Below are 20,660 nucleotides of genomic sequence, written 5' to 3'. Positions count from 1 at the left end.
TTTCTATTGTTGGTTGGGCAGCGGAGTGAAATTGGTGTAAAGGTAGCGTTTGATGCTGCGCTTGGGGGTTTTTTCAAACTCCGACTGGTAGATGTAGATATGGGCGATGTTTTCATACGGAGCCACCTCCTTGTTGAGATTGCGCCGCACCTCTTCCATAGCTACGGGGAGGTCGTCGTTGGTGAGCCCGTAGGTATCGATGGCTTCGAAATCGGGATATACAAGCGCCACGAGCTTGCCCTCCTTCTCGATGACGAGGCTCTCCATGACAAACGGCATGTTATTGAGTTTCGACTCGATTTCCTCGGGATAGATATTCTGTCCGTTGGCACCGAGTATCATGGTTTTATAACGTCCTTTGATGAAAATGGTTCCGTCTTCTCCCACGGTACCCATGTCGCCGGTGTGGAGCCAACCGTCGACAAGAACTTTTTCGGTGGCCTCTTCGTTTTTGTAATAACCTTTCATCACGTTCTCGCCCCGCACACAGATTTCTCCGGGAATGAGTTGCGGGTCGGACGAATCGATTTTCACCTCCATGATGCCCGGCAAGATTCTCCCCGACGAACGGGGCACGAACTCCTTCCAATGCGTGTAACTGATAAGCGGGGCACACTCGGTCATGCCATACCCCACGGTGAAGGGGAAATTGATTTTATGCAGGAAAGCCTCGACCTCGGCATTGAGCGGGGCGCCTCCCACGATGACCTGTTCGAAACGGCCGCCGAAGGCATCGACCAGTTTCTTGCACACCTGCCCGTAGATGCGGCTGTCGATGACCGGGAGCGAAAGCGCCCAGCGCATCGTACGCTTGTTGAGCAGCGGCAATATCTGTTTGCGGTAGATTTTTTCGAGAATCAGTGGCACGCAGATAATCAGGTTGGGCTTCACCTCTTCGAGAGCTTTGAGCAGGATTTTGGGGGAAGGTATCTTTCCCAACAGAGTGACATGCGTACCTACGGCCAGCGGGGTGAGCAAGTCGAAAGCACAGCCATAGGCATGAGCCAACGGCAGGAACGACAAGCATTTGCTTCCTTTGTAATGCAGCTTCGACTGCATTCCGAAGCAGGTGTTCCCGGCCAGATTGTTACCCGTGAGCATCACGCCCTTGCTGAATCCCGTCGTGCCCGAGGTATAATTGATGAGGCACACCTTGTCGTTATCGAGCTCGGCATATTTAATATCATTCGCTGTAAATCCATTGGGATAAGTCTCCTCGAAATGTTGGTCGATGTCGGCAAGATATTGCATGATGTCCTCACCGTCGCGCTGGTCGAGGCAACTGTAATCATCGAGCGAAATAACGCCCCTTACCTGGCTGAGCTTTTCCATCTCGATGTGTTCCCAGGCGAGACTTCCCGAAAAGAGGAGCACGGCATCGGAGTGATTGATGATGTGATGCACATCGTTGGGATTGAAATCCTGCAAGATGGGAACGATAATGGCTCCATAGGTCACCGAGGCAAAGAAGGCCATCACCCACCGTGGGGTATTGCGGCCGATAAGAGCAATCTTGTCTCCACGGCGTATCTGGCAATGACGCAGCAACAAATGAATGCGCGCAATCTGGCGGGCCATGTCGCCATAGGTAAATGTCTCTCGGCTGTTATAGTCGGTCAATGCCGGCAACGACCAATTCTCTTTGAAACTCTTCTCGTAGATTTTAATGAAATTCTCGTCAATCATAGGGGAGTCTTTTATATTTCCTGCAAAGATATGAAATAAATGGCAAATTATCCTTATAAAGGCAAAGAAGGTAAAGGAAATCAACCCTTTTGACGGTAGGGCGAGACAGTCGGAAGGTCTCGCGCAAAGGAATTTCCCCGGCAACCCAGTACCGGGCGGCAATCGCGCGGTGTCTCTCCATCGGACGGTTGCCCGGAGGCCTCACTCGTAGACCCACATCATCACCGGTTTGCTTTGGGCCTTTATCACCTTCGCCACCGTTTTATAGGTCTCGAAAGGTATCGTCACGCAACCTTCGCTGTACGGGCGAATCTTATACAGTCCCAAGTCATGCACCTTGACCGGTATCATGAAGGGATAAATCGAGAAGGTGGGCAGATACACCGGGTGTATCAATATGCCGCGGCGCAGGGCGTTGCTGTTGCTCTTGTCTTTCCCGTAGAGGACAAGAGCCTTTCGCCCCCGAGGCTTCGACATGGTCTTCTCCCCGCCAATCCTGTAATGGCCCAAAGAGGAGCAGAAACTGCCGTACTCGTTGCTGAACACCGGATTGCCGGCCGTACTTCCTTTCCCGTACCCGTGCGCACAAAGGCTCTTGGCGACCACCTCTCCCCGCTTGAAATCCCAAAGGAAGAAACGGGGCTTTCCCGAATGGCGGCCATAATCGACCAGCACGCAATAATCGCGACTGTAACCGTATTTCTTGCAATAGGCCAGCGCCTCCTCGGCCCTATCACCGAGGTCGGCCGGCTCTGAACGGCCTATCGCCACACAGACGACAACGCCCAGGAAAAAGAGGACGCCCACGCCCAAGACAATACGCCACTGTGCCAGCAGCCAATTCATGCACGAGAGTGCGCATTTCCGTAAATCAACATGCCACATGATAAATGGGATAAGGAACCAACCTGTCAAGTACTCAAATAATTCCCTCAAAGATAGCGAAAGGTGAGCGCAGAGACAAAAGGAAAACGAAGTTTTCTGCTTTTGACGCTGCCGAACCGCCGCCTCTTTTCTGAAAAGAGAGGAAAAAAAAGAAGGCTTCTCCTCGTCCGACAAAGGGAGAAAAACAAAAATCCACATTCGCCCCATCACTTATCGAGACCAGGCACCCGCCCGGGCAGCAATCCGCGACGACACGGCCGGAGCTTCCCCCAAAAGCAGAAGGGGAAAAGCGGTCAAAATTTGGTCAACCCCCGAGGATATGCTATCTTTGTAAAAAACAAAAAAACTTTTCATGACATGAAACACGCACGCACACTGGCCGTCATGCTGGCGGCAGCCGCCTCCCTGACGTACGCCCCGGCGCAAGAAAAAAGCGACCATGCACCGCTCAACACCCCGGCACGTTACCTCTTCCCCGACGACTACATGGCCGACCCGTCGGCTCACGTCTTCGAGGGCAAGGTCTATATCTACCCCTCGCACGACTGGGAGTCGGGCGTTACCGACCCCACCGACGGCAACCACTTCAACATGCGCGACTACCATGTATTCTCCACCAAAGACCCCGAGAAGGGCAAGGTAACCGACCACGGCGTCGTGCTTTCGCTCGAAGAGATTCCCTGGGCCGGCCGGCAACTTTGGGCGTGCGACGTGGCCGAGAAAGACGGCAAATACTACATGTACTTTCCCGCCAAAGACCAGAACGACATCTTCCGCCTCGGCGTAGCCACCAGCGACAAGCCCTACGGGCCCTTCAAGCCGCAGCCCCACCCCATGCGCGGCAGTTACAGCATCGACCCGGCCGTGCTTGAAGACAACGGCAACTACTACATCTACTTCGGCGGGCTGCAAGGCGGCCAACTGCAACGATACCGCGACAACAAGGCCATCGAGTGCGGCACCATACCGGGCGACGACGAAGAGGCACTGCCCGCCCGCGTGGCTCGCCTCAGCGACGACATGCTCGAATTTGCCGAAGCACCCCGCCCCGTCGTGATTCTCGACGCCGAAGGCAATCCCTTGAAAAACGGCGACCCGCACCGTTTCTTCGAAGCGGCCTGGGTGCACAAGTACAACGGGAAGTACTATTTCTCCTACTCCACCGGGACGACCCACATGCTCTGCTACGCCATCGGCGACAACCCCTACGGGCCGTTTACCTACGCCGGGGTCATTCTCACCCCCGTCATGGGCTGGACCACCCACCACTCGATATGCCCGTACAAGGGCAAATGGTACCTTTTCTTCCACGACAGCACCCCCTCGGGCGGCCACTCCCACCTGCGCAGCATGAAGGTGTGCGAGTTGCAATACAACCCCAACGGCACCATACGCACCATCTCGGGAGAAACGCGATAATTTTTCCACCATCAAACCCGGCGGTTCTGTTTCTCCCGGAACCGCCGGCAAAAATCGCCCATACGGGTTAAATAATAAGAAAGTAGCCTTAAATGGCCGCCATTTACCGGCAAAATCGCTATTTTTGTATCGGGAAACCTCATTCATACCAAACCGATGATAGACAGTCAAACGTTCGGGCCTCAGACCGCCGCCTACTACACGTTGGGGTGCAAACTCAATTTTGCCGAGACCTCGACCATAGGACGCACGCTCGAAGCGAAAGGCATACGCCGTGCCCGCAACGGCGAAAAGGCCGACCTTTGCATCATCAACACCTGCTCGGTGACCGAGCTGGCCGACAAGAAATGCCGGCAAGCCATTCGCCGCATCGCCCGCCAACACCCCGGCGCGCACATCATCGTCACCGGCTGCTATGCCCAGTTGAAACCCGATGAAATAGTCCGCATTCCGGGCGTCGACATGGTACTTGGCGCCGGAGAAAAAGGCGAGATAGCCCGCTATATCGACCGGCTGCAAAACCCCGACGAGGCTCACCGGATATTCACCACCCCCAGTCCCGAAATCAATACCTTCGCCCCGTCGTGCTCCCGGGGCGACCGCACCCGCTATTTCCTCAAAGTGCAAGACGGCTGCGACTATTTCTGCTCCTATTGCACGATACCGTTTGCCCGTGGGCGCAGCCGCAACGGCCGCATCGCCGACCTCGTGGAGCAGGCACGCGGCGTGGCACGCGAGGGAGGGCACGAGATTGTCCTGACGGGCGTGAACATCGGCGACTTCGGCAAGACGACGGGGGAGACCTTTTTTGAGCTCGTGAAGGAACTCGAAAAGGTCGAAGGCATCGACCGCTACCGCATCTCCTCGATAGAGCCCAACCTGCTGACCGACGAAATCATCGACTTCGTCGCCGCATCGAAACATTTCGCGCCCCACTTCCACATACCCCTGCAATCGGGCAGCGATGAAGTGCTGCACCTCATGCGCCGCCGCTACGACACCGGGCTCTTCGCCCGACGCATCGAGCACATCAAGCGGGTAATGCCCGACGCCTTCATCGGCGTAGACCTCATCGTGGGCATGCGCGGCGAGACCGACGAACGCTTCGAAGAGTCGGCCCGCTTTGTCGACAGCCTCGACATCTCGCAACTGCACGTTTTCACCTACTCCGAACGGCCGGGAACCCAAGCCCTGAAAATCGAGCCCATTGTCCCGCAGGAAACACGCCACGACCGTTGCCGACGGATTCTCGAAATATCGGAGCGGAAACTGCACGACTTCTACGCCTCACAGCGGGGAAAGGTACGCCCCGTGCTCTTTGAGCACCCGGCCAAGAACGCCCCCATGCACGGGTTCACCGACAACTATGTGCGCATAGAACTCCCCTACGACAAGGCACTCGTCAATACGGTACGCAACGTCAAATTGGGCGATTTCATCGAAAAAAACGACATTCCCGCCCTACACGCTCAACTCTTGTAAGCCATGAAAAAAGAGACCCTGCAAAACATTCTCCTCGCGCCCCTCGGACTCACCCTCCACGCCGTGGCGTATCTGCCGTTGCGGGTACTCTTCCTTTTCTCCGACCTGCTCTACCTGCTGGTATACCACATCGTGCGATACCGTCGCCACGTCGTGCGCCGCAACCTCAGGAACGCCTTCCCGCAAGAGAGCGAGTCATACCGCCGTCACATCGAGCGACGATTTTACCGGCATTTCTGCGACTACTTTTTCGAGACCATCAAGCTGCTGCACATCTCCGACAAGCAGATGCGCCGCCGCATGCAGTTTGTCGACTCGGAGTTGCTCGAATCGGAACTCAACAGCGGACGGTCGGTCATCATGATGCTGGGCCACTACGGCAACTGGGAATACATCTCCTCCATCTCGCTATGGATAGACACGCCCAACGCCCGCCTGGGACAGATCTACCGGCCGCTGAAAAACAAATGGTTCGACCGTCTGTTCCTGAAAATCCGCTCCCGTTTCGGGCTTACCTGCATACCCAAGGCCAACACCTTGCGCGACCTTCTCACGGTAAGAGCCTCGGGAAAACAATCGGGAACCGGATTCATCGCCGACCAGACCCCGTCGCCGGCCAATATCCATCACTGGATAACCTTTCTCAACCAAGACACCCCCGTACTCACCGGCGGAGAGACCATCGCCAAGAAACTCGACATGGCCGTCATGTATTTCGACGTAGAAAAGATAAAACGGGGCTACTACCGCGCCACGATAAGAAAAATCGAACTCGACCCGCGTTCCTGCCCCGATTTCGAAATCACCGACCGCTACATGGCCCTCATGGAAGAGACCATACGGCGGGCTCCCGAATATTGGTTGTGGACCCATAACCGATGGAAACACCGTCGCCTATAATTTTGATTTATGAAAAAAGTCGCTGTTGTCATACTTAATTGGAACGGGCTCAACCTGATGAAAGAGTTCCTTCCCTCGGTGTGCGCCCACACGCCGGCCGACCTGGCCGATGTGGTCGTGGCCGACAACGGTTCGACCGACGGCTCGGTCGATTGGCTCAAAGAACATCACCCCGAGGTGGTGTTGCTCGAAATGAAGGAAAATCACGGATACGCCCGAGGATACAACTTGGCCGTCAAACAACTGACCCACCCCTATATCGTCCTGCTCAACTCCGACGTCGAAGCCGCTCCGGGCTGGCTCAACCCGCTCGTCGACTTCTGCGAGACGCGTCCCGATGTCGGAGCCTGCCAGCCCAAACTGCTGGCATACCGCGACAAAAAAGCCTTTGAATACGCCGGAGCCGCCGGCGGATTTCTCGACAAATACGGCTATCCCTACTGTCGGGGACGCATCTTTTTCTCCATCGAAAACGACGAAGGCCAATACGACACGCCCGCCGAGATATTCTGGGCTACCGGCGCCTGCCTCTTTATCCGCCGCGAAGTCTACCTCAAAGCCGGAGGGCTCGACGAGAGTTTCTTTGCCCACATGGAGGAAATCGACCTCTGCTGGCGCGTGAAATTGCTGGGTTATAAAATCTACACCGTGCCGCAAAGCAGCATGTACCATCTCGGCGGAGCCACCCTCTCGGCAACGGAACCGCGAAAGACCTATCTCAACTTCCGCAACAACCTGCTCATGCTCTACAAAAACCTGCCGCGCAAAGAGGGGCGGCGGCTGCTCATCATACGCCGGCTGCTCGACACCATTGCACTGGCCCGCTACATCGTGGCCGGAGAATGGCAGCACGCCCGCGCCGTGTGGCTGGCGCATATCCACTTCCGCAGAGAGCGCAAGCGATACCGGGAACAACCCCTCGTCAACCTCCTCAAAGAGACGCCCGAGGGTCGGCGCAACATCGTCGTCGACTACTTTATCCGCCGCCACCACACCTACCACGCCTGAAAACCGGGAAAAGGCGCACCTACTCCGCCACGCCTTCGAGCGCAAGCGTCAGGACAAAATCGGGGAAACAGCCATAATAGAGTGCAAAACGGCCGTTCGTGCCGGAAAAGGATTCTTCGGCCTCAAATCGCCGGCAAGCCGACGTGTGCTCATACGCGAACGGTTCCACGCGCAAATGTCGGGAGAAATCGACCCCCTCAGCCCCCATCACTTTATAAATCGACTCCTTGGCCGACCACAACAACGTAGCGGCATCGGCGGGAGCATCGGTCGCAGAAACCCAGGCGCGCTCGTCCTCCGACAGGAAACGCGTCGCCGCCCGCAACGGCCTCTCACTCCACCGTTCTATATCGATGCCTACCGATCGGGACGACAGCGCCACGGCCACCCATTCCCGGGTATGGGAAATCGAAATATGCGCCGTTTCATCGGAAATTTCGGGTCTGCCTTGCGGCGTATAGTAGACCTTTTCCGCCACACCCAGCCGCAACAGCGACAGACGAGCCGCCAAGCGTTCGCAGCGGCGCGTGGCATGAGCCACGCCGGTCAGCGCCTCGTCGCCGAGGCATCTCGATTCGGGTGGAAAAAGGGCATAGAGGGTCGCCTCATCTTCGACAAGATGCCACAAGGCGACACGCACGCCGGGAACCGGTTCATACACCTTACTTATCGGCATTGTTCGCGGTATGTTGCAGGGTTTCTATCATGTGGGCCACGTCATCGGCAATGTAGCCGACCACCGGAGCGACCGAATCGCCTCGCACGGGGGTATCGAAATAGAGGGCTCCCCTGAAAAGATAGGCCGCACTGTCGGTCACCTCAAACTGCAATGGCGTCGCCGCTTCACCCGAAAGATAGTAAAGCAGGGCATAGACCCGCCGACGGTCATCGGCATAACGCCGCACCTCTATCGACGGACTTTTGGACGCGTGCACATAGACCAAATCCCGGCTTTCGGCATACCGGGTCGCCCGGGTGGCCGGCGTCAGAGCGATATAACTGCACCACAGCGTGGCATCGTAAGGAGGGTACACGACGTTCACCCAAGTCGGTGAAGCGACCTCTTGCTCGACCCGGGCCTGTGAAGCAATCTCAAATGTGAGCGGGAATGCCAAAGAGGCCGTCCGGTAGGAGGTGTCGGGGCGGTCGATGCGCATCAATCCCTCGGGACGGGGTACGCCGGTACTCTCCCGCCGGCACGAGGCCGTCGCGAGCAGGGCTGCCAGCAGAAACCACGGCAGGGTGCGGCATCTATTCTTCATCGCCATCTTCAACTTTATCTTCAAAAGAGACTTTTATCTTTCCGATACGATACTTGTCAATATCCATGACTTGGAACAAGAAACGTCCCATGCGTATCTCTTCGAGCGGTTTCGGGAAATCCTCGGTAGCAAAAAGTATGAGTCCGGCCAGTGTTTCCACATCGTCGTCGACGCCAAACTCGGCCGCGTCGGAACGCGTGATTTCATAAAAATCTTCCAGCGGGATTTTTCCCTGGAAGATGTAATGGTGTTCATCGATGCGGGTAAACAAAGGTTCGTCTTCGTCATACTCGTCGCTGATTTCACCCACAATCTCTTCAAGAATATCTTCGAGCGTCACGACACCCGACGTACCGCCAAACTCATCGACAACCACCGCCATGTGTATATGCTGACGCCGAAAATCTTCGAGCAACTCATCAATCATCTTGCCTTCGGGAACGAAATAGGCCGGACGCAACAGGTGCCGCCAGTCAAAGTCGCTGCCGCGCGAAAGATAGGGCAACAAATCCTTGATATAAATGACACCCTTGATATTGTCCTGCGAGCCGTCGTAGACGGGAATGCGCGAATAACCGGTTTCGACGATGAGTTGCAGCAGTGAAGAGAAATCGATGTGAATGTCGACATCGGTCAAGTCGGTACGCGCCGTCATAATCTCCTGCACCGTCTTGTCTCCAAAACGCACGATATCCTGCAACATCTCCTTCTCCTCTCCGGTGGTGGCCTGAGTCATCTCCACCGCATGGGAAAGTTCGTCCATGGATATGGTCGACTCCTTGTGACCGAAACGACGCTCGATATATGATGCCGAGCCCACCATCAATTTGGCCACGCCTCCCAGGCACACTTCGAGCAACGACATCACCGGAGCCGCACGACGCACCATTCTCAAAGCATTCTGCCGGGCATAGACCTTAGGCACAATCTCCCCGAAAAGCAGAATCACCAACACAAACAGCAGGAACGACAATACATAACCCGTCCAGGCATGCGAAAAGTCAAATATTTCGGTAAGGAAGAAGATGCCCGACATGATGACCATCATATTGGCCAAATTGTTCACGATGAAAATCTCCATCATGAGATAGGACGAACGGTCAAGCAACGCCGGCAAACGGGTATCCCGAGAACTTTCCGCGGCCTCGATTTTCTCCAAGTCACGAGAGGAAAGCGAACAAAAGGCTATTTCAGAAGCCGCCATAAATGCCGATACGCCCAACGAAAAAAGGGCCAAGAGAAGAAACAGGGCACTCCTCCATGTCACGGGAGCGACCTCGACCGAGGCAATGAAACTCGATAAAAAACTATCCGGGTCCAAACAGATACATATTGGTTAAACACAACGGCCGGTCGTTTCCGACCCGCCGGCGGTACGGGGAACAAAAACTCGATAAGATATTCACTCCATACCGATTGCAAAGCTAACGATATTTTGCCCGGCGCCCGCCCCGGAAATCAGATTTAATATTTTTTCACGGTTACCATGTAAATAAAAAAGGGCTGTCCGTGAAGGACAGCCCTTTCTCCATAAAGAAAGACTTTTCATCAATAGAGCATTTGTTTTTCCGCCACCAGTACGGATTTTTCTACATCAAATTACAAGCAGACTCCATTCAGTCAATAACATCGAGGCAGACCTCATCATGCGTTTAGCATACAAGTCACGGTCAGAGCCATGGCTGCCAACACAATAAAACGGGTTTTGAATTTGGAGACAACCATTGACGACAAGCTACTTCGCAAAACATGCTTTCCAAGATGAATCCCGTAAAAGAAGTTGTTTCCATACATCAGTGATAAAATGAGACAAAACCTCTTTGCTGATGATAAGACCGTTTTTTTAAAATTAGCACATGCACATGGGGCAGCCGATTGATAATGTGAAACACAAATATATATAAATATGTGATAAAGAACAAACTTTATCGTAAAATTTTTATCAAAAAAAACAGCCCGTCTCATGGGAAGGAGTCGGTCGGGACATCGACAGGCTGCATGTAAAAAACAGCATGGGCCGCATGATTGTTCATGCGGCCCATCACTATTATCAAGGAAAAACGGGAGGAATCAGAACGGCAGGTCGTCGGTAGCATCACCGGGGGTGAAGGTGGGAGCCTTGGGGGCGGCGGGTTGCGACGGAGCCGCCGACTGAGGAGCCGGAGCATCGCCCGTGCCCGACTGGGGTTGGTCACCGCGACGACCCAGGAGCTGCATGTTGTCACCATAAATCTCGGTGATGTAACGGGTGGCACCGTCGACTTCATAGGAGCGGGTACGAATGCGACCTTCGATATAGAGCTGCGTGCCTTTGCGCACATACTTCTCGGCCGTCTCGGCCAAGCCGCGCCACAAGACGATGTTGTGCCACTCGGTGCGTTCGGGAACCTCCACGCCCGAACGGGTGGTATAGCCGCGTTCGCTCGTTGCCAGGGGGAAATTGGCCACGGCCACATTGTTGTCGACATATCTTACCTCGGGATCTTTGCCCACGTTGCCTATAAGAATGACTTTATTGACTGACATATTGCATTGTTTTTAAGTTGGTTTGCAAATATACGCGAAAGCGGTTGCAATCGCAAGTCCGGGCGAGAAATTCTCGCCGGTGTGTTGAAAAGTCTTCTTTGCGGTCGACAACGTGACAGGCAGGGACGAGAGGCCCGCCTGCCGTTGCCCGTCACAAGAACCGCCACGGGCCGTGTCGGAAAAACGCGGGCCGGCTGAGTGCAGCCGGCCCGCGGAGAGACAGGGTATCTGATGCTGAAAAGAGTCAGAGGCAAGCCTTCATGGCTCGAATGATGGCCGACGAGAAACCGGCATGGTCGAGCTCGTTGAGCCCCTTGATGGTAACGCCACCGGGGGTGGTCACCTTGTCGATTTCGACAGCAGGGTGGGTATCGTTGTTGAGAATGAGCTCGGCCGCCCCCTTGACCGACTCGGCAATCATCTTCATGGCCGCCCGGGGAGCGATGCCCATCTCGACACCGGCCTCGGTGGCGGCATGGATATACTTCAACACATAGGCAATGCCGCACGAAGTGAGGATCATGGCAGCCGTCATCTGCGACTCGGGAATGATCATGGCCAGCCCCAACTCGTTGAAGAGGGAGAGTATCGTCTGCTCCTGTTCGGGGGAGGCATTGCGCGAAGCGATGAGGGTCATGCTGGCGAGCTCCGAGATGGCCGTGTTGGGAATCATGCGGAAAATCGTCCGCTCATACCCGAGACTCTCGACCAACTGGTCGAAGGCAACCCCGGCGGCAATCGACACGACCACCTGTTCGGGACGGAAGGTGACAGAGCGCACCACCATGTCGACCAGCCAGGGTTTCACGGCAAGAATCACCCAATCGGCCGCATCGACAGCCTGCTGGTTGTCGGCCGTGATTTTCAAGGCAGGATTGAACGCCTGCAAATCGGCGAGTTTCTGCGCCGACGGGTCGGCCACCCAAATGTCGGCAGCCGCCACGACCGTGCCCCGGGAAAGCCCGCGAGCCATGGCGCCACCCATGTTACCGGCTCCGATAATAGCTATTTTCATGACTATGCGTTAGAGGGTAAAACTTTCTTGAAACGTTCGATAAACTCGGCGGCTTCCTGCATCGAGAGACAGAGAGGAGGCAACAGACGTATCACATTGGTACCGGCCACGCCCGTAAATACCTTATGGTCGAAGAGCAGCGACGTGCGCAGTTCCTTGATGGGAGCGTCAAACTCGATGCCTATCATGAGACCGCGACCGCGCACCTCCTTGATGCCGGGCAAGCGGCGAAGTTCGTCGATAAGCCAAGCGCCCACCCGACCGGCATTTTCGACGAGATGCTCCTGCTCCATGACATCGAGCACGGCGATGGCAGCGGTGCAAGCCATGTGGTTCCCGCCGAAGGTGGTTCCCAACATTCCGTAGAAGGGGGTGAACATGGGGCTGATAAGCAATCCGCCGATGGGGAATCCATTGCCCATGCCCTTGGCCATGGTGATGATGTCGGGACGAATGCCGGCATACTGGTGGGCAAAGAACTTGCCGCTGCGGCCATATCCCGATTGTATCTCATCGACGATGAGCACGGTGGCGGTGTCGGTGCATGCCTGGCGCAACTGACGCAGGAAATCGTCAGAGGGCAACTGTATGCCGCCAACGCCCTGTATGCCCTCGATGACCACGGCGCACACATCGCCCCCGGCCAACTCGCGACGCACGGCCTCGATGTCGTTGAGGGGAAGATAGACGACCTCGAAAGTGTGATTTATCGGCGCAATGATTTTGGGATTGTCGGTCACATTCACGGCGGCCGACGTACGGCCGTGGAAAGAGTGCGCAAACGAGACGACCTTCTTCTTTCCCGTGTGGAACGAGGCCAGCTTCAAGGCATTCTCATTGGCTTCGGCGCCCGAATTGATGAGGAAGAGGCTGTAATCGTCGTAACCCGACGCACGGCCCAACTTCTCGGCCAACTCGGTCTGCAACTTGTTGACCACCGAATTGGAATAGAAGGCCAACCGGTTGAGTTGCGCCGTGAGTTTCTCGACATAATAGGGGTGGGTGTGCCCTATCGAAATCACGGCGTGGCCGCCGTAAAGGTCGAGATATTCATTACCCTTGTCGTCATAAACATGACACCCTTTTCCCTGCACGACATTGATGTCGAAGAGAGGATATACATCAAATAATTTCATAATCGCACGTTTTAATGTTCGGTCAGAAGGCCGACGGTTTGAGTTTGAGACCGGCCACCTCGGTGAGGCCGAAAAGCAGGTTCATATTATGCACGGCCTGCCCCGAAGCACCTTTGAGCAAATTGTCGATAGCGGTGAGGATAAGCAGTTTGTCGCCATGCTTTTCGAGATGAATCAGGCACTTGTTGGTATTGACGACCTGTTTCAGGTCGAGATTGGCATCGGTCACGAAGGTAAACGAATGGTCGTCGTAATACTCCTCATACAAGCGGCGTATCACGGAGAGTTCGACAGGGCAGTCGGTATACATCGAGGCAAAGATACCGCGGGCAAAGTCACCTCGCACGGGAATGAAGTTGAGGTCGGTCGAGAAACTCTGCTGCAACCGGGAGAGACTCTGGCGTATCTCGGGCAGGTGCTGGTGGGTAAACGGCTTATACACCGACAGGTTGTTGTTGCGCCAACTGAAATGCGACGTCGCCGAGGGCTTCTGCCCGGCACCGGTGCTTCCGGTGATGGCGGTGATGTGCACGGGATTGTTGAGCAGCAGATTCTTGGCCAACGGCAGAAGGCCCAACTGTATGGCGGTGGCAAAGCAACCGGGATTGGCAATGTGGCGGGCACGAATGATGCGTTTGCGGTTCAACTCGGGAAGACCGTAAACAAAATCATGCTCCTCGCTCTCGATGCGATAATCCATCGAGAGGTCGACCACGCGCAACGCTTCGGGCAGCGTGTGCGACTCCATGAACTTTCGGGTGTCGCCGTGTGCGGTGCAGAAGAAAAGGCAGTCGATGGCGTCGAGCGGGAGCTCATCGGTAAAGACCAGATCGGTCTCGCCATAAAGGCCGCTGTGCACATCGGCAATGCGGTTTCCGGCATTGCTGGCGCTGTTTACAAAGACAATCTCCACATCGGGGTGGTTGAGGAGCAATCGCAACAACTCGCCTGCGGTGTATCCGGCTCCGCCTATGATTCCTACTTTTATCATAAAAACATTTTTTATCCGCCGCACCGTCTTACCGGGGCGAGGCAGGGATTATAAAGATTAAACAGATATAGAGCAAAAGGCCCACAAACACGGTGAAGAGCGAGAGCACCACATAGGCGACACGCACCAACGTGGGGTCGACGTCGAAATATTCGCCCAAGCCGCCGCAGACACCGGCAACAATCCGATTGTCGGTCGAGCGATAAAGTTTTTTCACCGGTGGCATGGTTCAGAGCTCCTCGTCTTTGTGGTTGGCATAATATACCCGCAGCGGGGTGGAAGTCACCTTGATGAAACCTTTGGCGTCTTCGGCCGTCCAGCCCTTCTGCATCTCGCCATACTCGCCGAACTTGGTCTTTACCAAGTCGTCTTTCGAGTCGACGCCCACGGTCGAGAACGAGAGGGGACGCAGTTCGAGAATGACCGTACCGTTGACATTGCGTTGCGAGCTTTGCAACATGGCCTCGATGTCGCGCATGACCGGTTCGAGATATTGGCTCTCGTGCAAGAACATGCCATACCAGTTGGCCACCTGGTCTTTCCAGTACTGTTGCCACTTGCTGAGGGTGTATTTTTCGAGGAAGCGGTGTGCTCCGATGATGAGCATGGGCGCGGCAGCCTCGAAGCCCACACGGCCCTTGATGCCGATGATGGTGTCGCCCACATGCATGTCGCGGCCGATACCGTAGGCCGAGCCGATTTCCTCGACTTTCTGAATGGCCTTTATGGGGTCGTCATAGGTCTCGCCGTTGACGCCGCAAAGCTCACCGTTCTTGAATTCGAGACGCAACTCTTCGCTGCCGGTCTTGGTGACTTGTTTGAGGTAGGCGCTCTCGGGCAATCCCTGTTTCGAGTCGAGTATCTCGCCGCCGCAAATCGAGGTGCCCCACAGACCTACGTTGTAGGAGTATTTGAGTTTGGTCCAGTCGGCCGCAAAACCGTGCTGGTTGAGGTAGTCGATTTCATACTGGCGGGTAAGGGCCATGTCGCGCGTGAGGGTGATGATTTCGACACCGGGCGTGAGCACAAGGAATGTCATGTCGAAACGTATCTGGTCGTTACCGGCTCCGGTCGAACCGTGTGCAATGGCGTCGGCGCCGATTTCCTTGGCGTAACGGGCGATGGCCAGTGCCTGGAAGATGCGCTCCGAACTTACCGAGATGGGATAGGTGCCGTTGCGCAGCACGTTTCCGAAGACCATGTATTTAAGGCTCTTCTCGTAATACTCCTGCGTGACATCGAGAGTGACATATTTGACGGCGCCCAGCTTATAGGCGTTTTCTTCGTTTTGCTTCAATTGCTCGGCACTGAAACCTCCGGTGTTGGCACAAGCGGCATATACTTCATAGCCTTTTTCCTTGGCCAGATACATGACGGTAAACGAGGTGTCCAATCCGCCGCTGAAAGCGACGACAACTTTCTTTTTCTTTTCCATATTTCGATTTTTATTTATTCTTCGTGGTGATGATGATGTTCTTTCTCCTGATGGGCCTTGGGGTCATAAAGCATGGCGGTGCAGATGCAGAATTTGCGGTTTTTCGCCACGAGAATGTCGTGGTTGATGCACCCTTCGCAACCGCGCCAGAAGGCTTCGTCGTCGGTGAGCTCGTTGAAGGTGACGGGCACATAGCCCAACTCGGTATTCATCTTCATGACGGCGGCACCGCTGGTGAGCGAGAATATTTTTGCCCACGGCCATCGCAAACGGGCCAACTGGAAAGAAGCCTGCTTGATGCGCTTGGCCAAGCCGAGCCCGCGATATTTGGGGTGAACGATGAGTCCCGAGGTGGCCACATATTGCTTGTTGCCCCACGACTCGATATAGGTAAATCCCGCAAAGTCATCTCCGCACAAGGCGATGATGGCTTTTCCCTCTTTCATCTTCTGGGCCACATACTCGTGCGTGCGCTCGGCAATGCCGGTTCCACGCACTTTGGCAGCCTCTCTGATGGTGTCGAGTATCGTATCGACGTACACCTCATGGGAGGCATCGGCAACCATCACTTCAATATCCTGAGATTCCATTTTTAATTTTGAATAAGTCGAATGTATTTTTATAACTGAATATTCGGTATCACTATGCGCAATGCCTCAACGGCTTTTTCGGGGGTCACCCCTTCGCGCAGGATAAGCAACACGGTGTCGTCACCGGCGAGGGTTCCCAACAACTCGGGCAGCGTGTGCGCGTCGATATCGGAGGCCGTGCTGCCGGCATAGCCGGGACGGGTCTTTATAACTGCCATGTTGCCCGAAAAAGAGATGGAGAGAAAACCGTTGGAAGCAGCCAACGAGCCTCCGCGTGTAATCCTGGGGCGACGCGACAACCCGGCCAACTCGGGAAGAATATACTGGTATCCGCCGGCCGGCAAAGACACTTTCACGATTTGTAACTGCTTCAAGTCGCGCGACAAAGTGGCTTGCGTCAAGTCAAACCCTTGTTCACGCAAGCGCTGCAAAAGTTCTTCTTGTCCACCCACACGATTGGCACTCACAATCGATTTTATCGCTTCCAATCTATTGACTTTGTCTTTCATATCGTGCATATTTATTCTTTGAGGCGGCAAATATACGCATAAAAATTTATCTCAATGCATTTTTCCCTATTTTTTAATAAAATATTTATCTCCCTCCTTGCACTTAGGCCATACACAGCTCTTTTTCAAGTCGTTGAAAAAATCATATAACGAATTTTTATTATATGCGTCGCGCATTTTTATGCACACACGACATCACTCGGCAACAAGGGCGGAAGCAAGTTCCCGGGCAAAACGGGAATCGGAACTCAAAAGGCGGAAACGCAAGGGCATTCAATCACAGAGCGCCGCGACGGCAGGCATGGCACGATAGGCCGTCTGGTCACAAGTACAAGGGACAACCGACGTGTAACCCCGCGCCAGGAAATACTCGTCGGTATCCTCGGCGTCGGGCTCGGTATTGACAAAATGGCCGGTAAGGAAATAGCCTTCCCGCCCATCGCGGCCGGTTCGCCACTCATACTCTTCGGTCCAGTATCCGGGAGCCTGCCGGCACACCCGCAACCCGAGGGAAGGCTGCGTCGGGAAATTGACATTCAGGCACACCGACTCGGGCAGCCCCACCCGCAAAACGCGAGCCACCACCTGGCGCACCTGATCGCGGCAGGAAGAGAAATCAGCATCGGGGTCGTGCGAAAGCGAAGAGAACCCCACCGAGGGGATTCCCACGACACACCCTTCGAGCACGGCACCCATCGTTCCGGAATAGAAGATGCTGATGCCCGAATTGGAGCCATGGTTGATGCCCGACAGGATAATATCGGGGCGCCACTCGGGAAAAACATGCAACGAAAGTTTCACGCAATCGACCGGCGTACCGTTGCAGGAATAACACTCCGCGCCCAAAACCGGAGCAACCGGCTGCAACGTCAGCGGTACCCCCGAGGTAATCGCCCCGGACTGTCCCGAGCGATGAGAGTCGGGAGCCACGACACGCACCCGACCCATGTCGGCAACGCAAGAGAGTAAAAAACGCAAACCTTTGGCCCCGATACCATCGTCATTGGTGATGAGTATGCGGGGCAGGGTCTTGGCAGGAGAATCGACAGAAGACATAATCTCGATAATTTTTGCGAGAACAAAGATAGACAAAAATCGACCTGCAAGCAACCCCCAAAGGGGAGCCATGCCGGCGACATAATTGCTAAATATAGATAAAAGCCTATCTATCTTCACCGTAAATTCGTATCTTTGCCCAAATGACATATCGCTGCCGATCCCGACACGGTGCCGGCAGCAAACCCCAGCCTCGCCTCCCGGCCCGGGCCGCTTTTTTCAACAGCCGAAGCGACTTATCAACACCGGCGCCAATAATCGGACGAAAGAGGCACATACGCAAAGAAAAAAAGAGTTTCTTTGTTTGGTAAAAAGTTCATTATGGGTAAAATCATTGCAATAGCCAACCAAAAAGGTGGCGTAGGGAAAACCACGACAACCATCAACTTGGCGGCATCATTGGCTGCCTTGGACCGGAAAATACTGCTCATCGACGCCGACCCGCAAGCCAATGCCTCGTCGGGACTGGGCGTAGACATCACGCAGAAAAACATCTCGATATATGAGTGCCTCATCGGCGAAGCCTCCCTGCGCGAAGCCATCGACTCGACCTGCGTGGCAGGGCTCGACATCGTGTGTTCGCACATCGACCTGGTAGGCGCCGAGCTCGAACTGCTCAATGCCCCCAACCGCGAACGCATCTTGCTGCACCTCATCGAAGAGGTCAAGAGCGAATATGACTACATACTCATCGACTGCTCTCCCTCGCTGGGACTCATCACGGTCAATTCGCTCACGGCCGCCGACTCGGTCATCATACCCGTGCAGGCCGAATACTTCGCGCTCGAAGGCATCAGCAAATTGCTCAACACGATAAAGCTCATCAAGTCGCGGCTCAACCCCAACCTCGAAATCGAAGGCTTCCTGCTCACCATGTATGACTCGCGCCTGCGGCTCGGCAACCAAATCTACGAAGAGCTGAAAAAGCACTTCCGCGAACTGGTCTTCGACACCGTCATACAACGCAACATCAAACTGAGCGAAGCCCCCAGCCACGGCATACCGGCACTCATGTACGACCCCAACTCCAAAGGCGCCCTCAACCACCTGCAACTCGCCAAGGAGCTCATCAAACGCGAAAAGAAATCGAAATAACCATTCGGGGTGGTAAAACCCAAAAGAGAGAAAGAATCACATATGACGACCATCAAACGAAATGCCCTCGGCCGGGGTCTCGACGCCCTCATCACCATGGACGACGTGAAAACCGGAGGGTCATCATCGATCAACGAAATAAAACTGTCCCTCATCAAGCCCAACCCGGGACAACCGCGGCAGGAATTCGACGAAGCCTCGCTCAACGAGCTGGCCGCATCGATACGCGAAATCGGTATCATACAGCCCATCACCCTGCGTCAGATGCCCGACGACAGCTATCAAATCATCTCGGGCGAACGCCGATACCGGGCCTCCCTGCTGGCCGGGCTCGAAACCATACCGGCCTATGTGCGCACCGTCGAAGACGAGACCGTGATGGAAATGGCTCTCATCGAGAACATTCAGCGCGAAGACCTCAACCCCGTTGAAATCGCCCTGACGTTCCAGAAACTCATCGAGCAATACCACCTCACCCAAGACCGGCTGAGCGAACGCGTAGGCAAAAAACGCGCCACCATCGCCAACTACCTGAGGCTGTTGAAACTGCCGGCCGAGATACAAATCGGGCTGAAAAACAAGCAAATCGACATGGGACACGCCCGCGCCCTCCTCTCGGTCGACAACCCCGCGCAGCAACTGCGGCTCTATGAGCAAATACAAGAACACGGGTACTCGGTGCGGAAGGTGGAGGAGTTGGCCAAAGAGATGAACACCCCCCAAGCCCCCATCGCCGGGCAAGAAGAAAAGCCGGTCACGAACAACGAAGGCTACGACATATTGCGCCGTCACCTCTCCGACTTTTTCAAAGCCCCGGTGCAATTCACCTGCAACGCCAAAGGAAAAGGGAAAATCTCTATTCCGTTTAAAAACGAAGAAGAATTGGAGCGACTCATCGCCCTCTTCGACAAACTGAAATAAAACTTGAACCGGAAACCGTTTCTCCCGCATAGCCTGAGGCTCATCGTTCTCATCACGACAAGCCTCCTGACACTACCATCGGTTGCACAAGTGGCACCGGGCAACACCCTTATCGCCCGACCCGACAGCAGCACGGCCAAGGTCGTGCAGCCCGCCGGCCAGTCGGCCGAAACGATTTACTACTACCGCGTCGAAGATGTCACCCCGCAACAGGCCGCACTCCCCGACACCACCCTGTTCAGCCCCGACCCGGTAAAGGCCGTGTGGTACTCGGCACTCTGCCCGGGGCTGGGCCAAATCTACAACCGCAGCTACTGGAAACTGCCCATTCTCGTCGGCGGTTACCTGGGGCTCATCTACGCCACCAACTGGAACGCCCGCTATTACAGCGACTACTCCACCGCCTACCGCGATGCCATGGACAATGACCCCAACACCAACAGTTTCATCAACTTCCTGGCCTACAACCGGCGCAACGACCCCGAGTGGATTGCCGCCAACATGGCGTGGCTGCAAAGTGCCATGAAACGCAAGAAAGACTATTACCGCAAATACCGCGACCTGTGCATCATCTCGATGATAGGCGTCTACTTCGTCGCCATGATCGAAGCCTATGTCGATGCACACCTCTACAACTTCGACATCTCCGACAACCTGTCTATGAAAGTAACACCCACGGTCATAGAGCCGGCCCGATATTCGACCGGCTCTATCGGATTCCAGTGTGCCATCACATTTTAAAAG

At 55.0% G+C, this 20,660-nt stretch carries 21 protein-coding genes; 7 read left to right on the top strand and 14 right to left on the bottom strand.

From position 1 onward, the window contains the following. Nucleotides 1-3: 3 nt before the first annotated feature. Together IAD09_03055 and IAD09_03050 are read right to left on the bottom strand one after the other, a co-directional pair. Nucleotides 4-1,686, bottom strand: a complete 1,683-nt coding sequence (locus tag IAD09_03055; protein ID HIT81207.1) for an AMP-binding protein — start codon at nt 1,684-1,686, stop codon at nt 4-6. Nucleotides 1,687-1,887: 201 nt separating this feature from the next. Then, nucleotides 1,888-2,532, bottom strand: a complete 645-nt coding sequence (locus tag IAD09_03050; protein ID HIT81206.1) for a murein L,D-transpeptidase catalytic domain family protein — start codon at nt 2,530-2,532, stop codon at nt 1,888-1,890. Nucleotides 2,533-2,955: 423 nt separating this feature from the next. Between IAD09_03050 and IAD09_03045 the strand changes: the two genes are divergently transcribed. The 4 genes from IAD09_03045 to IAD09_03030 all read left to right on the top strand — a co-directional run bounded on the left by IAD09_03045 (nt 2,956) and on the right by IAD09_03030 (nt 7,380). Beyond that, complete coding sequence (locus IAD09_03045) at nt 2,956-3,990, top strand: glycoside hydrolase family 43 protein (GenBank protein ID HIT81205.1); 1,035 nt, start codon at nt 2,956-2,958, stop codon at nt 3,988-3,990. Nucleotides 3,991-4,146: 156 nt separating this feature from the next. Beyond that, on the top strand, nt 4,147-5,472 hold the full coding sequence (gene mtaB, locus IAD09_03040; protein ID HIT81204.1) for a tRNA (N(6)-L-threonylcarbamoyladenosine(37)-C(2))-methylthiotransferase MtaB: 1,326 nt from the start codon (nt 4,147-4,149) through the stop codon (nt 5,470-5,472). Between the two features lie 3 nt (nt 5,473-5,475). After that, a complete protein-coding gene (locus tag IAD09_03035; protein HIT81203.1) occupies nt 5,476-6,372 on the top strand; it encodes a lysophospholipid acyltransferase family protein in 897 nt (298 codons plus the stop codon). A 9-nt stretch (nt 6,373-6,381) separates the two neighbouring features. Further along, entirely contained in the window at nt 6,382-7,380 is a 999-nt protein-coding gene (locus tag IAD09_03030) for a glycosyltransferase family 2 protein (protein HIT81202.1), read from the top strand. Nucleotides 7,381-7,399: 19 nt separating this feature from the next. On the opposite strand, the gene IAD09_03025 is transcribed toward IAD09_03030, so the two are convergent. The 12 genes from IAD09_03025 to surE all read right to left on the bottom strand — a co-directional run bounded on the left by IAD09_03025 (nt 7,400) and on the right by surE (nt 17,900). Further along, nucleotides 7,400-8,056, bottom strand: a complete 657-nt coding sequence (locus tag IAD09_03025; GenBank protein ID HIT81201.1) for a 4'-phosphopantetheinyl transferase superfamily protein — start codon at nt 8,054-8,056, stop codon at nt 7,400-7,402. After that, nucleotides 8,043-8,642, bottom strand: a complete 600-nt coding sequence (locus tag IAD09_03020; protein HIT81200.1) for a hypothetical protein — start codon at nt 8,640-8,642, stop codon at nt 8,043-8,045. Before IAD09_03020 ends, IAD09_03025 begins: the two co-directional genes overlap by 14 nt. Next, entirely contained in the window at nt 8,632-9,963 is a 1,332-nt protein-coding gene (gene gldE, locus IAD09_03015) for a gliding motility-associated protein GldE (GenBank protein HIT81199.1), read from the bottom strand. The genes IAD09_03020 and gldE overlap by 11 nt, the downstream gene beginning before the upstream one ends. Before the next feature lie 749 nt (nt 9,964-10,712). Continuing rightward, entirely contained in the window at nt 10,713-11,168 is a 456-nt protein-coding gene (gene ssb, locus IAD09_03010) for a single-stranded DNA-binding protein (GenBank protein ID HIT81198.1), read from the bottom strand. A gap of 244 nt (nt 11,169-11,412) precedes the next feature. Beyond that, complete coding sequence (gene proC / locus IAD09_03005) at nt 11,413-12,183, bottom strand: pyrroline-5-carboxylate reductase (protein HIT81197.1); 771 nt, start codon at nt 12,181-12,183, stop codon at nt 11,413-11,415. Between the two features lie 2 nt (nt 12,184-12,185). Next, nucleotides 12,186-13,319, bottom strand: a complete 1,134-nt coding sequence (locus IAD09_03000) for an aminotransferase class III-fold pyridoxal phosphate-dependent enzyme (GenBank protein ID HIT81196.1) — start codon at nt 13,317-13,319, stop codon at nt 12,186-12,188. Between the two features lie 22 nt (nt 13,320-13,341). Then, nucleotides 13,342-14,310 (bottom strand): N-acetyl-gamma-glutamyl-phosphate reductase, encoded by a 969-nt coding sequence (locus IAD09_02995; GenBank protein HIT81195.1) that lies wholly within the window; start codon nt 14,308-14,310, stop codon nt 13,342-13,344. A 28-nt stretch (nt 14,311-14,338) separates the two neighbouring features. Further along, nucleotides 14,339-14,536 carry a PspC domain-containing protein gene (locus IAD09_02990; protein HIT81194.1) on the bottom strand — a complete coding sequence of 66 codons (198 nt, stop codon included), beginning with the start codon at nt 14,534-14,536 and terminating at the stop codon, nt 14,339-14,341. 3 nt (nt 14,537-14,539) lie between these two features. Next, entirely contained in the window at nt 14,540-15,745 is a 1,206-nt protein-coding gene (locus IAD09_02985; GenBank protein HIT81193.1) for an argininosuccinate synthase, read from the bottom strand. A gap of 14 nt (nt 15,746-15,759) precedes the next feature. Further along, nucleotides 15,760-16,335, bottom strand: a complete 576-nt coding sequence (locus tag IAD09_02980; GenBank protein HIT81192.1) for a GNAT family N-acetyltransferase — start codon at nt 16,333-16,335, stop codon at nt 15,760-15,762. Nucleotides 16,336-16,364: 29 nt separating this feature from the next. Further along, complete coding sequence (locus IAD09_02975) at nt 16,365-16,844, bottom strand: hypothetical protein (protein ID HIT81191.1); 480 nt, start codon at nt 16,842-16,844, stop codon at nt 16,365-16,367. Between the two features lie 273 nt (nt 16,845-17,117). Then, nucleotides 17,118-17,900 carry a 5'/3'-nucleotidase SurE gene (surE, locus tag IAD09_02970; protein ID HIT81190.1) on the bottom strand — a complete coding sequence of 261 codons (783 nt, stop codon included), beginning with the start codon at nt 17,898-17,900 and terminating at the stop codon, nt 17,118-17,120. Nucleotides 17,901-18,221: 321 nt separating this feature from the next. Between surE and IAD09_02965 the strand changes: the two genes are divergently transcribed. The 3 genes from IAD09_02965 to IAD09_02955 are packed head-to-tail and all read left to right on the top strand — an operon-like array spanning nt 18,222 to nt 20,657. Then, nucleotides 18,222-18,995: a ParA family protein gene (locus IAD09_02965; GenBank protein HIT81189.1), complete on the top strand. Its 774-nt coding sequence runs from the start codon at nt 18,222-18,224 to the stop codon at nt 18,993-18,995. Nucleotides 18,996-19,037: 42 nt separating this feature from the next. Continuing rightward, nucleotides 19,038-19,916, top strand: a complete 879-nt coding sequence (locus IAD09_02960; GenBank protein ID HIT81188.1) for a ParB/RepB/Spo0J family partition protein — start codon at nt 19,038-19,040, stop codon at nt 19,914-19,916. A 3-nt stretch (nt 19,917-19,919) separates the two neighbouring features. Continuing rightward, a complete protein-coding gene (locus tag IAD09_02955; GenBank protein HIT81187.1) occupies nt 19,920-20,657 on the top strand; it encodes a hypothetical protein in 738 nt (245 codons plus the stop codon). Nucleotides 20,658-20,660 lie beyond the last annotated feature (3 nt).

This window comes from Candidatus Caccoplasma merdavium, from assembly GCA_018715595.1.
Taxonomy (GTDB): Bacteria; Bacteroidota; Bacteroidia; order Bacteroidales; family UBA11471; genus Caccoplasma; species Caccoplasma merdavium.
This window is presented reverse-complemented; position numbering and strand designations above follow the sequence as displayed.

What these genes read in the sequence shown, in the direction of transcription:
- ssb (HIT81198.1), bottom strand. Translation starts at nt 11,168, where the DNA reads ATGTCAGTCAATAAAGTCATTCTTATAGGCAACGTGGGCAAAGATCCC.
- IAD09_03055 (HIT81207.1), bottom strand. Translation starts at nt 1,686, where the DNA reads ATGATTGACGAGAATTTCATTAAAATCTACGAGAAGAGTTTCAAAGAG.
- IAD09_03000 (HIT81196.1), bottom strand. Translation starts at nt 13,319, where the DNA reads ATGAAATTATTTGATGTATATCCTCTCTTCGACATCAATGTCGTGCAG.
- IAD09_02965 (HIT81189.1), top strand. Translation starts at nt 18,222, where the DNA reads ATGGGTAAAATCATTGCAATAGCCAACCAAAAAGGTGGCGTAGGGAAA.
- IAD09_03050 (HIT81206.1), bottom strand. Translation starts at nt 2,532, where the DNA reads ATGAATTGGCTGCTGGCACAGTGGCGTATTGTCTTGGGCGTGGGCGTC.
- IAD09_02990 (HIT81194.1), bottom strand. Translation starts at nt 14,536, where the DNA reads ATGCCACCGGTGAAAAAACTTTATCGCTCGACCGACAATCGGATTGTT.
- IAD09_03035 (HIT81203.1), top strand. Translation starts at nt 5,476, where the DNA reads ATGAAAAAAGAGACCCTGCAAAACATTCTCCTCGCGCCCCTCGGACTC.
- proC (HIT81197.1), bottom strand. Translation starts at nt 12,183, where the DNA reads ATGAAAATAGCTATTATCGGAGCCGGTAACATGGGTGGCGCCATGGCT.
- IAD09_03020 (HIT81200.1), bottom strand. Translation starts at nt 8,642, where the DNA reads ATGAAGAATAGATGCCGCACCCTGCCGTGGTTTCTGCTGGCAGCCCTG.
- IAD09_02995 (HIT81195.1), bottom strand. Translation starts at nt 14,310, where the DNA reads ATGATAAAAGTAGGAATCATAGGCGGAGCCGGATACACCGCAGGCGAG.
- IAD09_03025 (HIT81201.1), bottom strand. Translation starts at nt 8,056, where the DNA reads ATGCCGATAAGTAAGGTGTATGAACCGGTTCCCGGCGTGCGTGTCGCC.
- IAD09_03045 (HIT81205.1), top strand. Translation starts at nt 2,956, where the DNA reads ATGCTGGCGGCAGCCGCCTCCCTGACGTACGCCCCGGCGCAAGAAAAA.
- IAD09_02980 (HIT81192.1), bottom strand. Translation starts at nt 16,335, where the DNA reads ATGGAATCTCAGGATATTGAAGTGATGGTTGCCGATGCCTCCCATGAG.
- mtaB (HIT81204.1), top strand. Translation starts at nt 4,147, where the DNA reads ATGATAGACAGTCAAACGTTCGGGCCTCAGACCGCCGCCTACTACACG.
- IAD09_03030 (HIT81202.1), top strand. Translation starts at nt 6,382, where the DNA reads ATGAAAAAAGTCGCTGTTGTCATACTTAATTGGAACGGGCTCAACCTG.
- IAD09_02975 (HIT81191.1), bottom strand. Translation starts at nt 16,844, where the DNA reads ATGAAAGACAAAGTCAATAGATTGGAAGCGATAAAATCGATTGTGAGT.
- IAD09_02985 (HIT81193.1), bottom strand. Translation starts at nt 15,745, where the DNA reads ATGGAAAAGAAAAAGAAAGTTGTCGTCGCTTTCAGCGGCGGATTGGAC.
- IAD09_02960 (HIT81188.1), top strand. Translation starts at nt 19,038, where the DNA reads ATGACGACCATCAAACGAAATGCCCTCGGCCGGGGTCTCGACGCCCTC.
- surE (HIT81190.1), bottom strand. Translation starts at nt 17,900, where the DNA reads ATGTCTTCTGTCGATTCTCCTGCCAAGACCCTGCCCCGCATACTCATC.